10 protein-coding genes and 1 pseudogene are annotated in these 16,704 nt (G+C 52.8%); 5 read left to right on the forward strand and 6 right to left on the reverse strand.

Translation table 11 applies throughout. From position 1 onward, the window contains the following. Positions 1 to 52 precede the first annotated feature (52 nt). The 4 genes from HH215_RS22135 to HH215_RS22150 form a co-directional block, all read right to left on the reverse strand. The gene (locus HH215_RS22135) at positions 53 to 2,200 is read right to left on the reverse strand and encodes an ABC transporter transmembrane domain-containing protein (RefSeq protein WP_169281874.1); all 2,148 of its coding nucleotides are present in this window, start codon (positions 2,198 to 2,200) and stop codon (positions 53 to 55) included. Between the two features lie 38 nt (positions 2,201 to 2,238). After that, the gene (locus tag HH215_RS22140; RefSeq protein ID WP_169281875.1) at positions 2,239 to 2,769 is read right to left on the reverse strand and encodes a GNAT family N-acetyltransferase; all 531 of its coding nucleotides are present in this window, start codon (positions 2,767 to 2,769) and stop codon (positions 2,239 to 2,241) included. Positions 2,770 to 2,791: 22 nt separating this feature from the next. Next, positions 2,792 to 3,307 (reverse strand): hypothetical protein, encoded by a 516-nt coding sequence (locus tag HH215_RS22145; RefSeq protein ID WP_169281876.1) that lies wholly within the window; start codon positions 3,305 to 3,307, stop codon positions 2,792 to 2,794. Positions 3,308 to 3,720: 413 nt separating this feature from the next. Continuing rightward, positions 3,721 to 4,995, reverse strand: a complete 1,275-nt coding sequence (locus HH215_RS22150; protein WP_169281877.1) for a helix-turn-helix domain-containing protein — start codon at positions 4,993 to 4,995, stop codon at positions 3,721 to 3,723. Between the two features lie 152 nt (positions 4,996 to 5,147). Between HH215_RS22150 and HH215_RS22155 the strand changes: the two genes are divergently transcribed. From HH215_RS22155 to HH215_RS36895, 3 genes are all read left to right on the forward strand, one after another. Continuing rightward, positions 5,148 to 5,903 (forward strand): SDR family NAD(P)-dependent oxidoreductase, encoded by a 756-nt coding sequence (locus tag HH215_RS22155; protein ID WP_169281878.1) that lies wholly within the window; start codon positions 5,148 to 5,150, stop codon positions 5,901 to 5,903. Positions 5,904 to 5,952: 49 nt separating this feature from the next. Further along, the gene (locus HH215_RS22160; protein ID WP_169284524.1) at positions 5,953 to 6,702 is read left to right on the forward strand and encodes an SDR family NAD(P)-dependent oxidoreductase; all 750 of its coding nucleotides are present in this window, start codon (positions 5,953 to 5,955) and stop codon (positions 6,700 to 6,702) included. Positions 6,703 to 6,831: 129 nt separating this feature from the next. Beyond that, entirely contained in the window at positions 6,832 to 7,746 is a 915-nt protein-coding gene (locus HH215_RS36895) for a DUF1796 family putative cysteine peptidase (RefSeq protein ID WP_310735495.1), read from the forward strand. Positions 7,747 to 7,764: 18 nt separating this feature from the next. Here the strand turns inward: HH215_RS36895 and HH215_RS22165 are convergent. Together HH215_RS22165 and HH215_RS22170 are read right to left on the reverse strand one after the other, a co-directional pair. After that, positions 7,765 to 12,408 (reverse strand): annotated as a pseudogene (locus HH215_RS22165) (S-layer homology domain-containing protein); the annotation flags it as partial. Positions 12,409 to 12,692: 284 nt separating this feature from the next. Continuing rightward, the gene (locus HH215_RS22170) at positions 12,693 to 13,241 is read right to left on the reverse strand and encodes a pyridoxamine 5'-phosphate oxidase family protein (RefSeq protein ID WP_169281880.1); all 549 of its coding nucleotides are present in this window, start codon (positions 13,239 to 13,241) and stop codon (positions 12,693 to 12,695) included. Positions 13,242 to 13,445: 204 nt separating this feature from the next. Between HH215_RS22170 and pdxR the strand changes: the two genes are divergently transcribed. Together pdxR and HH215_RS22180 are read left to right on the forward strand one after the other, a co-directional pair. Then, a complete protein-coding gene (gene pdxR / locus HH215_RS22175; RefSeq protein ID WP_169281881.1) occupies positions 13,446 to 14,876 on the forward strand; it encodes a MocR-like pyridoxine biosynthesis transcription factor PdxR in 1,431 nt (476 codons plus the stop codon). A gap of 589 nt (positions 14,877 to 15,465) precedes the next feature. After that, a complete protein-coding gene (locus tag HH215_RS22180) occupies positions 15,466 to 16,704 on the forward strand; it encodes a saccharopine dehydrogenase family protein (RefSeq protein ID WP_169281882.1) in 1,239 nt (412 codons plus the stop codon).

Raw genomic sequence — 16,704 nt, forward strand, 5'->3', positions numbered from 1 at the left:
TGCTCCCGAATTCGAAAAGTCTCATGGACGCATCGATAACTCATTAAGAGCCTCACATTCTCAGTTTCAATGAGCGTTCCAAGGCTCTAAGAATGGTTGGATATTCGGAAGTCAATTGATGGAAAGCTTCCCTTCTTACGGATAATAGCACGGAAGGCCCCATCGCTTTAACCGTAGCGGTTCGGGGAATGCCCTTCAACAAGGCAATTTCGCCAAAGTGATCGCCGTCTTGCAGAACGGCTACCCGCTTCACCCCCGCCTCGGGCGAATGCTTCAGTACTTCGAACTTGCCGCGGACAATGATGTAAAATTTATTTCCTTCTTCATTCTCTTGCACGACCAAGTCTCCCTCTTGGCACGTTTCTGTCGAGAATAGCGCGGCAACGTCTTTCAACAGCGGAGCGGCAATCTCTTCGAAAAAAGGCAGTTTAGCGAGCCTCTCCGCATCGACCGTAGCATACATTCCGTCATGGGATAGCTGAAATCCGTTCTGTTTCTCCCATAGGCTGCAGTAGAGTCCTTGTCGACTTAATAACTCCTCGTGTTTACCCGACTCGACGATTCGACCCGCTTGGAAGACATAGATGACATCGGCGTTGACGACCGACGCTAACCGATGGGTGACTGAAATTATCGTTTTGCTGTGACGAATTTCTTGGAGTAACCGATTAATGTCGGCTTCCGTAACCGGATCGAGCGCAGACGTTACCTCGTCGAGCAGAAGCAGCTTCGGATCTCTTAAGAGCGCCCTCGCGATCGATAGGCGCTGCCGTTCTCCTCCCGATAAAGATGCGCCTTCATTGTGAATCATCGTATCATATCCCGCAGGCCAACCGACTATCGCGTCATGGATTCTCGCCTGCTTGGCCGCTTCTACGATATCCTCAGCCGTTAATGCCCTATTATCCAGCATTAGATTATCCTTAATTGTCCCGTTAAATAAGAAGGTATCCTGACTAACCAACGTAGACAGCTTTCGTAAGGAACCCTCGCTTACGACGCGCAGATCATAGTCGTCTATGAAGACGGTCCCTTGCATGGGATCGTAGAATCGGGAAAGCAACTGCAACGCCGTACTTTTACCCGAACCGCTCGGCCCTACGAAAGCGGCGTACGTGCCATTTTCAATACGCAGGCTGACGTCATGCAATTGATAAGTTCCCTCGGTATAACCGAAGGTAACTCGGTCCATCCGTATAGCATCTAAGGATTCGGGAAGCTCTATGGGGACGGACGATTCGGGAACGGCCGGCTGCTGATCGAATATCTCTTCGATGCGTTGGAAGCTTATTTTCGATTCGATAAGTTTGGGAATAAGGAACGATAAGTTGGAGCCTGCCTGGCCTACGCTCATGAACAAGGTAAAGAAGGCCATAAACCCACCGACGGTCATTTGGTCATGGAATATCAAATACCCGCCGAAGCCGATCATCGTCCCGTTTAGAATGAGCAATGCGGTTAAGGGCAATCGCTCCATCAAGGAATTGTTGACGTGCAGCTTCAATCCGAACGAAAACAAATCTTGGATTTGTTTACCGGCCCGTTCTCTAAATCTAAGTTGCTGATGCAAGCCTTTAATGGTTTTGTGCCCCTTGACCATTTCATCAATCGTATTAGAGAATCGCTCCTGGGCTTCTTTGTAGTTCAGATTCACGATTTCGGCCCGACCTTGCAGCAACCAAGGACCTATGAACATCAACGAAGAACCGGCCAGCATCGCTAGCGTGAGCTTCCATTCGATTGCGAACAGCATACTGAGTCCAAGCAGAGTACTTAATGACTCCTTCAGAAGCATCGGACCCGCAAAGCGAATCACATTCTCGATGGAGGACATATCCATCGAGAAACGAGTGACGAGATCTCCGACTTTATACCGTTGATAGAATGGGAGCGACTGCCCCTGGAGATGGACGAACAGCTCGCCTCTCAGCTTCCGAATAACTTCGCCGCTCAGCTTTCCAATGGTGTAATCGCCGCAGGCGCTGACAAATATGTTTAAGAGTCCCCCGCCGAACAAAAGTGCCATTATGAAGAGGAACGCCTGAAAGTCCTTCGGAGTAAAAGCATCGTCTACCAAATATTTCAGGCTTAGCGGTGAAGCTACGGCATAAGCGACTTCAAAACAAACGCTAAATATTAATAGTACGCACAGCCATTTATAGGGAGCCAAGTGCCGCAGCATAAGTCGTAAGAAATGCAAGTTAATCGCGCCCCCTATAGCCTTAAGGTTATCGCTTTCTAGTGTACCTTACTTGGATCAGGGCTTCCATTCAGATACTGAAGCAGTTGTCCTATATCCGCGGAATAGACATTTTCTATTCCATAGTAGCCTTCTCTTTGTCCAATGACGCGGGAAAACTTTGCATACAGTCGATTAAGATAGAGGTTGTCGATCTGCGCGCAAAATTGAAAATATTTAACGGCACCATTCTCTGAGACGATTTGTTGTACCATATAGCGGAACCCTTGAATAAAGAGGCGGCCGCCGCGATAGGAGGGGTGAACAATGACCGAATTGACAAAAACGATTTCGCCTGCAGGATCGAACTCATTCTCACTGTTGAGATAGCGATAATGCCCCCAACCTATCATTGCGCCTATCTTGTCCGTGATTAAAATAATGCAGGAGTTAGGAATGGATTCCAGTACATGTACAAGTGCATCTGCAAGTGAGAATTGGCGGTTAAAGTCTTTGCGGTTGCGGATAAAATATAAAGTGAACTGGGCATAATCCTCATCACTTTGGCAATTTCGGTAATGAGCAAGCATAAGTAGCCCACCTCCTAATCGTTCATTTATTTCCGAACTTCATTATGTAATCTTGCCATTCCTTGAATTCGGCATGATATTCATCGATCACGCCTTGCGCAGTCTCCCATGTCGCCGCTCTCACTGCAAGCTTGGCTAGTAGTCTATTCAAACGGAGATGGACCGGAACCCAGAAACGGAGCTCAACAATAGACTCAGGTAGCTGCGATATATATTGCACTAGAAATTGTAAGCTTTCTAGAAAAAGTCGGCTTCGTCGGTACTTTTCAACAAAGAAAATAATTTGAATTTGCACCACATGCGTATCTGTATATTGGTTCTCCGCAGTTCCGCAAATATAACTAAACGCCCCGACAACTTCATCCTCATTGTTGAAACACAAGAAAGCTTCTTTTGTTAATAGAACGGGGCTTGCCAGGAAACTCAGCGAGACTGGAAAAGAATAAGGTAAATTCAGTTCGTTATAATGCTCCAATAAAAATATAAGGTATTTTTGCTGGTAGCTCTCCGAACTGCAGACTTGAAAATAATAGCTCATATGAATAATTCCAACTCCTTGCCTATACTCCCACAAGAAAAAGCTGCCCCGAAAGTCCAAAGACTTAGGCGCAGCTCTCACTCCTATCGAATGCTTATTTCGCAGGCGCTATTCTCGCTTGCTCGCTGCTCGCAAGTAGGTTCATAACAATTTTTAACGGCTTCCGGTCGCCTTTGTCATTTAATCCGCTTCTTGGTGGAAACATCTATGTCACCCCTTCCTCTTAATAATGACCAAATTAGCTAGCATCAAACAAACGCAATACTTCAAATCCTACGCTTACTTCCACATTTTACTACGTTTCAGCCGGCATATATATACCTATAATGAGGTATCCTTCACTTTTGAATTGATTAATTCGCTGAATGATCTGCTCCCTATAGCTCGACCATATGCTCGCCATGGGCTTCTCCCTAGAAATAAATTTTGTTCTTTTTTGAACTTACTCGCCCCGGACGCCGATCGGACTGCCGATAAGCTCTCGGCGTCATCCCTTGCCATCTCTTGAACACCTTGTTGAAATAGCTCTGGTCGTTAAAGTTCAGCCATGCCGCGATGTCGGCGATCGGATAGTCGGTCAGCGTGAGCAGCTTCTTCGCTTCCTCGATCCGTTCGCGTTGGACGTACTCGGATATCGTCAAACCGATCTCCTTCTTGAACAGACCGGACAAGTAGTTCGGGCTGAGACGAGTGCGCTCCGCCAGCCGATCGAGCGTGATTTCGCCGTACAAATGGTTGGCGATCTCATTCAGACAATCTTGAACGGCTAGCGAGTAATGGCCTCGACGGACCTCCGCCACCCGGTCGACGAAATCGAACAATGCCTCTACCGTGACCGTGTCCGCCTCGGACAGCGTATTCGTCTCCTCCAGCCTCTGAATGTAATAGTCGCTCAGCGTTAGGGCATCCTCTTCGTGCATGCCTCCTTCGATCGCCGCACGGCAGATTAACGCGATCCCCGTAATCTTCAGATTCTTCTCGCTGCGGAGCTTGCTGCGTTTGGCAAGCACGCCGAACTCTTCCTCGCCGATCATGGATTCCATGACGAAGGTTCGAATTCGTTCCTTCTCCCCGCCGCGCACGTAATGCAGCAGAACGCGTTCGTGAGACAAATTCGCGTGAAGCAAGCCGCTGCTGCGGCTTCGGGACAACTCTACGTCCGGCGCTTGCCTCTCCGCGACCGGTTCCGCTATCGGCACGCCGTCTGCCGGAAGATCCGCCGATGGATCCGCGAGCTTCCGGTGAATCGCATAGTGGATCATCAGACTCATCGCGCGAACGCGCTCCGGGAGTACCACCGGAACCGCTTCGTACAATTCCAGAAGCCGGCTCCGATTTCCCTCATGCAGGGTATCTATCATCTCGTTCCATTGGCCGCCGTCGAGCGGCGTCTCATGCAAGAAAGGACCTACGACGAGCGTGCCTGCAAACCGGTCTTCGTCGAGCGCGTTCACGAAGAAATATTGTAAACGGGAACGGGTAAAATAGATCGGATGCTCAGCCGCATGCAGCGCAAATGCGTAACCGGCGATCTGATCGCGAATCGATGCGAAGTACGGATTCGCGCGAAGCGAATGATCGGCGTATTCCGATTCAATCTCCCTTCCCGGACGGACGACAAAAACAGGTATTTGAAGCGCGTCATTGAGAAGACGGCCAAAGACATCCAGCTCTGAGAGCTTATTCATGCCGACCTCCATCGGGTCCGATTTAGGTTCATTTTGCAATGTTAAAAAAATACTACAAATCGTTGATAAATACAATTTAGAAGCAATGAGCGCGTACTAAACTGAACATGCAGAGAATATCTGCTAGCACTCCGGAAAGGGATGATCCAGATATGTTGGACAATAAAATCGCAATCGTAACAGGAGCAGGAAGCGGCATCGGCCGTGCAAGCAGCTTAAAAATGGCAGGTTACGGCGCGAAGATCGTTGCCGTCGATTTCAACGAAGCATCTGGCCAGGAGACCGTTCGTCTTATTCAAGAGCAAGGCGGCGAAGCGATCTTCGTGCAGGCCGACGTATCGAATAGCGACGATGTTCAGCGTTACGTCAACGCGGCAGTGGATTCTTACGGGCGGATCGATATTTTCTTCAATAACGCCGGCGTCGTACAGAAGTTCTCGAAGCTCGCCGACACAGACGAGAACGAGTTCGATCGGGTGATCAACGTTAATGTCCGGGGCGTCTTCCTCGGCATGAAATATGTTCTAAAAGTGATGGAAAAGCAAGGAAGCGGAGCGATCATTAACACCGCGTCAACCGCTGGAGTTAAGAGCGAGCATAGCGCCTCCGCTTATTCCGCGAGCAAGCACGCAGTTGTCGGCCTGACGAAAGGCGCGGCGATCGAATACGTGAAGCAAGGCATCCGCGTCAACGGCATCTGTCCGGGCGGCGTTGAGACGGCTCTCACGAAGGGCGTCGAGCAGGCGTTCATGTCGGGCGGATACGTGCCGGAGGAAGTCGGCAATATGCGCATGGGGCGCTATGCGAAGCCGGATGAGCTCGCGGAGATGGTCTCGTTCCTCGCATCCGATCGCGCCAGCTACATGACGGGCTCCATCGTCCTCGTTGACGGCGGGCTCACGCTCTAAGTTAGTTTGGCCTCCGAAATCCATTCCCAATACAGAAGGGTGATGCATGATGAAACTTCAAGATAGGGTAGCGATTATTACCGGCGGCGCCTCCGGCATCGGGAGGGGTATTGCTCATGCGATGGCCAAGGAAGGCGCTAAGATCGTCATCGTAGACATTAACGAGGAACAAGGGCGCGCTACGGAACAAGAGCTTAATGAAATCAGCCATGGAAAATTCATTAAAGCGAATATTACCGAACGATCCGAGCTTAAGCGCATCGTAGACGAAACCGTGCAAGCCTATGGCAAAATCAACGTTCTCGTCAATAACGCGCATGTGTCCAAACAAGTGAGGTTTGCCGAGACGACTCCGGAGGACCTCGCGCTCTCGTTCGATACCAGCTTTTATCCTACCTTCTTCTTAATGCAACTGGTCTATCCGTATCTTAAAGAAACGAAAGGATCGGTCGTTAACTTCGCCTCCGGCGCGGGACTTAGCGGCATGCCGACGCAAGCGGCTTACGCTTCCGCGAAGGAAGCGATTCGCGGGCTGTCGCGAGTAGCGGCCAACGAATGGGGCGCCGACGGCATTAACGTCAACTGCATCAGTCCGATCGCCTTGTCTCCGGGCGTGAAGAAGTGGAGCGAGCTGTTCCCTGCCGAGTATCACGCGATGGTCGATTCCGTTCCGTTGAGACGGATGGGCGACTGCGAACAAGATATCGGACGGGTTGCCGTATTCTTGGCGAGCGACGACTCCAGTTACATGACGGGTCAGACGCTAATGGTCGACGGCGGGTCTATTATGTTGCGGTAAAGCCGGTAAATACTTCACCGCCTGATGGCGGTGAACCGGGTCTATCGCCGTTACGCTCCCAAACGGACCATCATATACCGATTGAAGTATCGCCCTTAATAGGAAGACGACGACAAGGGAGCGAATCGGATGAAATGGACGGACGGTGCGGGGGCTTACGGCGCTTATGTTAGCTTGGGTTCGACTTGTCAAACCGCTTATCAGTTAAGAAGACTTCAGCTAAGGAAATTCGCCGGTCCGCTGGATTGGTTTATCTCGCGCGACGCTGCAAACGTATCCAGATTAATCCGGAATCGGTTTGAAGGGTTTATGGAATTCGACCGTCTTCAGGTTCTGGGTACCGATGCGGATCAACACGTCGTAGGAGATAACGGACATCAAGTCATCTCTTACCATGATTTCCCTTTGCGATACCACTGGATAGATACTTATCCCGATTTCAAGCAAAAAGTCGACCGTCGCATTAAAGCTCTGATATCGGCGGCTAAGAAGGGGTCGATCTGTTTTATTAGAACCGATACTTCCAAGAGCGATGCTCAGCGACTGCACGCCGCCTTAGGAAAGATCGTACCCGGTAAATTCCGGCTGCTGGTCGTGAACGAAACGAATGACTACCACGAGGTGACGCATGGGGATTGGGGACTTCGGCATGTCGCTTCCGTTTGGGTGCCTAGAGGAAGAGATTGGAGGGGCTCCGACCTTGCATGGGATCAGATCATGAACGGGTTTACGCTGAAATCGGGGGAGTCTGAAGCAGTCACGGCTCCCTTAGATAACACGAAACGCAAAAACGCCAAGACGCATTCTTGGCGTTTTTGCGTTTCGTGTTTTGCGCATCGGACGTACAGATGCAAATCGGGAAGGGGACGTCCCCGTATGTTTTTACTTGCGGATCAGTTCGACTTCGCCGCTGAGGTAGCGGAGCGCCTCAAACGTCTGCGAAGCGGAGCGGATGGCGCCGGCCGCCCAGAAGGAGTCGGGCACATCGGACCAAGCTTGGCCGCCGGCCGGCAAGGACGGACGGCCGAGCACTCGGTTCAATAGCGTGACCGCTTCGGCCCGCGTGACGCTCTGATCGGGGCGGAAGCTGCCGTCCGCGTAGCCGGTAATCCAGCCCTGACGCTCGGCGGCGGTAATCGCTGCGGCGGCCCAGTGAGATACCGCGTCCGGGAAGCGGGTCTGGCCGGAGGCCTGCACTTGGCGCCACCGCGCGAGCACCGCGGCCAGTTCGGCGCGCGTCAGCGGATCGTTCGGACTGAACCGTCCGTCCGGCTTTCCGCCCATCCAACCCGCGGCAGACGCCTCAGCGACTGCCGCGGCGGCCCAATGCTCCTGCGGCACATCGCGGAATATCGCCGCGGTGCTGTCGCCGGTGCGGACGTTGCCGTCCGCCGCCGACAGTTTGACGAGCATGGCGGCCAGTTCGGCGCGCGTGACCTGCCGGGCCGGGCCGAATCTGCCGGCGGCATAGCCGCTGACATAACGCTCGAACATGACTTCGATCGGCTCGGCCTGGAGCGCCGCGGCTCGGCCGGAAGCGCCGGAGCGCACCGCGATGCCGGTCGCGCGGCCTTGCGAGTCGTAGCGGATCTTACCGGGCAGGATCGATTTCGAGCCGTCTCCGTTCTCTAGGAAGACCGCAAGTTTGCGCAGGGCGGCGGAATCGAGTCCGTTCGGCAAAGGCAGCACAAGCCAAGAGGCTTCGGATGCCGCGCTTGCGACATTTGCCGCAACTTCGGCAGGGACGCCGACTAGCATCGCCTTTAACCCGCCCGCGCCGGCTGAACCGGCGCCGCTTAGCGTACGCTCGGAATCCTTCGGCTGACGCAGCGCCTTCAGTTCCACGACCAGCTCTCCTCCGGTCGCAACCGAAATCCTGGCCGGCAATTCATAAGCGGCAACGCCGCTGTCCAGCGTCAGTCGGATATTATGCGCCGACAGCTGGGACAGCGCTCGCGCCGACAGCCGGAGCTTGACTGCGTCCATCGGCGAAGCGAACTCGCCGATCGGTCCGATGCGAAGCTCGTTATCCCCGCTCTGCCGCGCGAGAGCGGCGATCTCCGCGGCATCTTCCAGATTCAGCTCTTTCGTAAGCCTGCCGTCCGGGCTGCCGCTGGCGGTTTCGTTCAACTCGGCCTTCGCCTGCTTGCCGTTCACCCACACGGTAAATGCGGGGGCCGGCAAATCGGAAGTTCCTCCGGTGGACGTCGAACCGGATGCGCCTCCGGTAGAAGGCGGACTTTCGCGAGTAGCTTCGATAGTATAGGTTCTCTGTACGGATGGAAACTGTGCCGAAACGACAATCCGAATCGTGTTGACGCCGAAGCTCAAAGGAATCGAAACCGACTCCCCGCGGACAAGCGGCTTGCCGTTTACGAGGACCGCGGCGTCCTCATCCGCTGCCAAGGCTTTCAGCGTCAGCGAACTTACTTCTTTGCCCACTTTAAGCGTATAGTTCTGCTGTTCGGGATCGAAAGCGGGAGTGAACGCCAGCTCTTCCTTTTCCTCGCCGATCATCGCGAAGAGCGAGGAAAGCGCGGCATTCGTGCGCCGAATATTGTCGATCTCGATCGTCCCCAGCGCTTCATTGCCGGCGGCATCGCGGACGTAGACAGTGTACTTCCCGTTGGCAACCGCATCGAACTGCCTGGTTGCCGTAATATTCTCGCTCAGTCCTTCGCGGAAATACCCCAACGACCGTTCTCCAGCCGACCATAGGAGGTCGGCAATCGAATTCCCCGCTCCCCGGGCGGCCGCTTGAACCGATACGTTCACCTTGCCGCCCGCCGGCTCGGTCGTCTCCGGACTCAGCGACAACGCCGGCGCTTCAAGGAAAATGTTCTCCACGGTTAGCTGCCGGGTCGTTTCGTTGCCCGCCTTGTCGGTGGCGACAACCGTATACGTTCCATTCTCCTCAACGGTAAATTCGTCATCGATAACCTCGCTGGACGTCCACGGGGAATCCGGAACTGGAGAGGCTGCCGACCAGCGGACGCTTTCCATGCCGCTTCCTCCATCCGCCGCGTTCACGGCAACGGTCACGCTATCGTTCGTTGGCGCCGTCGTGCTTGGCGTTAACGTCAGCGTCGGCGCTTCACGATCGATATTGAGAATGTCGATGGATGCGATCGCCTCATTCCCGGCAGCATCCCGAGCGTACACCGAATAAAAGCCGTTCTCGTCCGCATCGAACTCCCCCGCCGCAAGCGCGTCTTGACCGCCTCCGGCAGCGAAGAAGCCGGCGTCCCGTTCGCCCTTCGTCCAGCGCAGCGCAGTCAACGGATTGCCATCGTCCTCCCCTTCGGGATGAACTTCGACGCCTACCGTTACCGGCTCGTTCGTCAGGTCTATCGGGAATGGCGTTAGCGCGATAGACAGCGCCTGGCGGTACAGATTGGACACCGCAATCGTCGCCAGCGTTTCGTTGCCGGCCGTATCTTCAACATAGGCCGTGTACGTCCCGTTTGCCGTCGCGGTAAAACCATCCGTGAACGAAGCGCCGTTGCCGGCTTGGAAGTACGCGGCATCCCTCGTTCCTTCCGCCCAAAGACGCTTGCCGATCGCGACATTGTCGGACGCCGAGGCCGTCACCGCGACGTCGGCATTCGTCGGCGCGGTCGTGCTCGGCGTCAGCGTCAACGTCGGCGCTTCGCGGTCGATGTTCGTCACTTCAACGGACTCTAGCGTTTCGTTCCCGGCCCGGTCTGAGGCCATCACGGTATACGTGCCGTTAGTCTCGACGGTGAATTCGTTGTCTTCGACCTCGCCGGACGGCCACGGAACGTCCGGCAATGGAGCTTGCGCTGACCAGAGAAGGCTCTCGATCCCGCTGTCGAGGTCCTGCGCCGACACGAAAATCGTCACGCTATCGTTCGTCGGCGCCGTCGAGCTCGGCGTTAGCGTTAGCCTCGGCGCCTCCGAATCCAAGTTGGAAATCAGAATCCGCTCGACCGCCTCGTTGCCGACCGCATCCCTCGCATAGACCGAGTAGAAGCCTTTCTCCTCCGCTTCGAACTCCCCCGCTGCAAGCGCATCTTGTCCGCCCCCGCCCGCGAAGAAGGCAACGTCATGTTCGCCCTTGGCCCAGCGGAGCTCGATCAACGAGTTGCCGGCTTCCTCTCCTGCAGGACGGGCTTCGATGACAACCGCTACCGGCCTGTTCGTCGGAGAGCTTGGGTAAGGCGTCAACGTAATCGTCGGTGCCTGACGCAGTAGATTAGAGACGGCGATCGTCGCCAACGCCTCGTTACCGGCCGTATCTTCAACGTAGGCGGTATATGTCCCGTTCTCGGCCACAGAAAATGCATTCGCGAACGAAGTTCCGTTGCCGGCTTTGAAAAAGGCGGCATCCCTCGTACCCTCCGCCCACGCCCGCTTGCCGATCGCGACATTGTCGGCGGCCTCCGCCGTCACCACGATATCCGCGTTCGTCGGCGCGGTCGTGCTCGGCGTCAGCGTCAACGTCGGCGCTTCGCGGTCGATATTGGCGATCGTAACCGGCAGCACCGTTGTTTTACCGAGGCGATCCCTCGCGTACGCGGTGAAGGCTCCGTTCTCGTCCGCCGTGAAGCTGCCCGCGAACGTGATCCCTCCCGTCAGGAAATAGGAGGCGTCTTGCAAACCTTCCGCCATTTTGACTATCTCTATTCCGCTACCCGCATCGCTCGCCGTAATCTGTACGGTCACGTCCTGATTCGTCGGGCCGTCGGGCGATAACGTATAGGAAAGAGAGGGAGCATTCTTGTCGTGAACGAAGGACGTGCCGTCCGTCGTCGCCGAAAGGATGGACCCCGGCGCTCCTTCCATGGAATAGAATTCCGCCGATACCGGAATCGGGCCTTCGTCGACGTTATAATCGAACAGATACAGACCGCCTTGCCAATTGGTTCCGCCTCCCTCGGAGAACAGAGTGCGGCCTGCCATCCTCAGGATCGGCGCCATGATGGGGCGATCGGTTACAAGCGTTACCGTTAGGGAATCGCCGGGTTTGACGTACTGAGGATTTCCTCCGTCCGAGCTGATCGAGAACGAAACGACGGAAGGAATCGGACGGCTCAGGCTGTAGTTCGTATACTGCACGTTGCTAATCTCCACCCAAGCCGTTCCGAAGGAAGCGAGCGTCGCCCACTGGGCGTTCGGCGGAATATCTATCGCGTTAGTCGCGGTCAGAATGTCGGACCCGTTCATCGAGTAGCGAAAGACGGGATTATTGACCGGTTGGCCGGGAGTATCGTCGATTTCGAAAGAGGATATCGTAGCCCAAGTAGCGTCGGGCGGAATACTCATTTTGTCGGACGTTTGCCGGATACGGCCGTTATGGCTGTAGGTATAGATTTCCGCGGTGCTGTTACGTCCCCAGCCTGCCTCGTAAAAGTTGGAAGGCGTAGCCCAATCGGCCGCGGCCGGCGGCAGGTCGAAGACTTCGCGAATCGTTCCGCCCGAGCTGTATACATAATGCGTAGCTCGTCCGGCGTAAGCCGTATTTATTACCATTTCGAAGCTGGTCATCAATTGGCCTTGGGGAGCAGCCGCGCTAACCGTCCGGAGGGGTGCCGCTGTCGTCAAAGCTCCGAGCAGCGGCAACAGCAACGCGACGGCTGCCAGCAAGGAGGGAATGCTGCGTTTTTGCATAGGATTATCCCTTTCGTTCGTAAAATCGTCTAATGCGATTGGTATCGGGTACCCGAGAGGAGAAAAAGCGATCATCGGTTAACCGTTCATCTTCATCCCGGTTGCATTCAACGCTGTTAGGTTAATGCGCGCGCGACCAAAAGACCATACTCATTTCGAGGTATTTTGACGCGTTTAGCCTCGCAACCGAGCCGAAATCTACTCCGAAATAGGTAGAGCGCGAGGGTGGCGACCCTCATCCCCGAATCGCAACAAAAATAAGCCGCAGCTCGACTCCATGTGAACGCACAGAGAGTAGACTGCAGCTTACTCGAGAAATTCTATCCATGTATGGCGCGGGTCGCAAAGATATCTTGTCGTTAAATTATTCGTCCGGCATTCATGCCCGTTCTATACATTTTTTCTGCTTCAACAGGACTTTCTTTTGCCGTCATATGGCGAGGAATTACCCGACAAACTTGAACCGGTCCGCCGAATACAGCCGACCTATACCTTTCCACATGTTGCTTGGGCAAGGCGCGGTCATAGTAACCGGGGACATACTTATTGATCATTTCCTGAAGTACATAAGTCGCTTCATCCAAATCCGCGATCGGTTCCGCTTGTCCGAATATCATTACGCTCATATAAGCCGTATCCGTTTTGGCAGGTACCGGATCCGTAATGGTTCCGTATTCCTCGCATACCGTAAAACATACCTCCGGATTATCGCTCATGACTTGATTACGTCTTCCATCTCCGGCTCCGTGAAAATAAAGTTTCCCCTCGGTCCATACATAATTAAGCGGTACAACATAGGGCAGCTTTCCGTCGACCAACCCAAGATACCCGATTCTCGCTCGGTGAAGAAAACTCTCGATCTTCTCTTGATCCTGGCACTCTCTGATCTTGTAGCGAACCGAATCCATTTCGAAATCTCTCCCTTCACTCCTATCGTTTTCATCCCTAGCTCCGATAATCTTCTAGAGCGCGGCAACGGCCAGATTGCGAATACCAGCGTTATTCGGTAGTATATCAATGAATGGAGTGTGCTAAAAGATCCAAAAAATACGTTTAAAAGCAATCCATAATAAACATATTAGGGTTGGAGCTTTTATTTTGAGGTGTATACGATGATGAAAGTAATTCGTAATGATAAGAGGCCGATCTGGCAGCAACTGCTTGATCAAGCGATTCATAATATAACTAACGGAATCTGGGCCCCTGGAGAATTGCTGATTCCTTCTCGCGAGCTTGCTCACATGGTAGGGGTCTCCCGCTCGACGATACAGATCGTCTACGAGGAATTGCTAAGTCGAGGCTACACGGTTACCTCTCGCCGGGGAGGAACGCGAGTAAGTCATTGGAAGCACGTCGCTAAGCCAACGAATGAAAACATGACAAATGGTCCCACTCCCCCCTCGCTTCCCTTGTTGGATTCGGCTGTAGATCTGTTGCATGACTGGTTCAGAGGCAAGGAACAGCGAAAAGCGGATATTGATTTTAGCCCCCATGAACCCTACTTGGATGGACAATTTCAAAAGAACTGGCGACAATCGCTTCTCCAAGCATCCGCCGATATGGATCTATCAAGCTGGGCTTACGGTAATCCCTATGGTTTTACGCCGTTACGCGAGGAAATTCAGCGTTATTTATCGCTTGAACGAGGCATCCATATCCAAACAAACCAGATTCTATTAACCTCGGGAGCTCAACATAGCATTGACTTAATCGCACAATCGCTTTTAGCTGACGGCGACACCGTTTCCGTAGAAGATCCCGGTTTTCCGGCGGCCTGGATGGCGATGAAATATCGACGTATGAATGTGGTACCCGTTCCCGTTGATGAATACGGTCTAGTGGTTGAGCGTATTCACCCGCAATCCAAACTGATCTTTGCGACCCCCTCGCACCAGTGCGCGACCGGAGTCGTTATGTCGGAACCGCGCAGGCAACAATTGCTGCATAAGGCCGTTCAAGAACGACTTTGGATCATTGAGGACGATTATGATAGTGAATTTCGATATCGCGGGGAGCCGCTTCCAACTCTAATGAGCCAAGAACCGAATAATACCTTGTACCTAATGAGTTTCTCCAAAATGATCGCTCCAGGCATTCGTATTTCGTCAATCGTCGGCTCTAGCGAGGCAATCGCTCAACTAGCCAGGGTACAAGAGCTGACTTACCGTCACCTCCCGATTATGGACCAATTAACGCTAACCCACTTTATCAAGAACGGGCATTTTATGCGCCATATGAGAAGAGTCAAAAATGTGTACCGACGAAGGCACGAAGCCATGACAAAGGCTGTTATGACTAGCGGTTTAGGGGAGCGTTTTACGCTAAGCGGCGTAGAAACGGGATTGCATATGTTGCTTGAAGCCGAAGAGTCGTACGACGAAGAAGCCGTGACAATGTTAGCCCTTCGGGAAGGAATACGCGTGTACCCTCTTGGACCGTATTGTTTGGAAAGCAAAAGAAAAGGATGGGTGCTGGGGTTTGCGAAAGTAGATGAAGCATCGATCGACCAGGGGATTCATCGTCTCGCGAAGCTGATCTTGTAGGGTTATCTTCGCAATCGCTTCATTCGAAGCAATCGAGACAAGTGACTTTCGGTCTAGAGAGCCTTTTACATCGAGAATCAAATGTCGAAAAAAAAAATTTCCCATTGCTATATTCAGAGTTTGTGATATTATGAGATTGCGTTATTGGAAAGCAGTTATTCAAAATATACGGAGCCTTTCCAAGCAGATAATTTTTGACCACTTCCGATAAGGAAGTTAAGGCCATACGGACAGCCGGGTCAAATGCCGACTGGCAACGTTAAGTTGCCTTATTGATTGAGTTAAAAGCTCAAATTTTATGAGTTGGTTACTTTACAACCAGTGCATTCGCACACAACTTGTGAAACGGTCAATAAGAGTGGCATAGTGATTATTTGCTATTTAGACTCTGATTCGTTACTGATATATTTTGAATATTATTTAGCTTCCTTACAAAAGCTATGTCCCATTTGCGGGGACGTTTAATATTCGTATGTATATCTAAACAAGTGTGATACGCGATGATGCGTTTTTACGACTTGTTTTTTTGTGCGTAAAAACTCATTCATCTGGACCCTCAAACAAATCTGAAAGCAAGGGAGATCGAGAAATGGGAAAAGCGTTAGTCATCGGTTGCGGAGGAGTGGCATCGGTAGCCATCCATAAATGCGTTCAAAACAGCCAGGTTTTTGAAGAAATCTGCATCGCGAGCCGGACCAAATCGAAATGCGATGCGTTAAAAGCACAGCTGGATGGCGGAAAAACGAAAATTACGACAGCCCAAGTGGATGCCAATAATGTGGACGAGCTGATCGCTTTAATTAACGAGGTAAAACCGGATATCGTCATGAACTTGGCGTTGCCGTACCAGGATTTGACCATCATGGATGCCTGTCTGGCAACGAAAACCCACTATATGGACACGGCTAACTACGAGCCGGAAGATACCGCGAAGTTTGAATACAAATGGCAGTGGGATTACCGCGAACGCTTCGAGAAAGCCGGGATTACCGCTCTTCTAGGCAGCGGATTCGATCCGGGCGTCACGGGCGTATTCTCGGCTTACGCGCTCAAGCATTACTTCGACGAGATTGAGTACATCGACATTCTGGACTGCAACGGCGGCGATCACGGCTATCCGTTCGCGACGAATTTCAATCCGGAGATCAATATCCGCGAAGTATCCGCCAACGGCAGATATTGGGAGAACGGAGAATGGATCGAAACCAAGCCGATGGAAATCAAGCGCGAATATAACTTCGCCGAAGTTGGCCAGAAGGATATGTATTTGCTTTACCATGAAGAGCTGGAATCCCTTGCGGTTAACATGCCGGGACTTAAGCGTATCCGCTTCTTCATGACATTCGGTCAAAGCTATCTGACTCACCTTAGAGCATTGGAGAACGTCGGAATGACTTCGATCGAGCCGATCGAGTTCGAAGGCAAGCAGATCATTCCTCTCCAGTTCTTAAAAGCCGTGTTGCCGGATCCCGCATCGCTGGGGCCGCGTACCGTCGGCAAAACGAATATCGGCTGCATTTTCCAAGGGAAAAAAGACGGCAAAGACAAAACATACTACGTGTACAATGTTTGCGACCACCAAGCGTGCTACAGGGAAGTGGGCTCGCAAGCGATCTCTTATACGACCGGCGTTCCAGCCATGATCGGCGCGGCTATGGTCCTTACCGGCAAATGGAACAAACCCGGCGTATACAACGTCGAAGAGTTCGATCCGGATCCGTTCATGGAAGAGTTGAACAAATGGGGACTTCCGTGGGTAGAAGACTTTAATCCTGTTCTGGTTGACGATGGTCAAGAGGCTCGTAAGCAACCGGCATTGGTTCGATAA

The sequence above is a fragment of the Cohnella herbarum genome (assembly GCF_012849095.1).
GTDB lineage: Bacteria > Bacillota > Bacilli > Paenibacillales > Paenibacillaceae > Cohnella > Cohnella herbarum.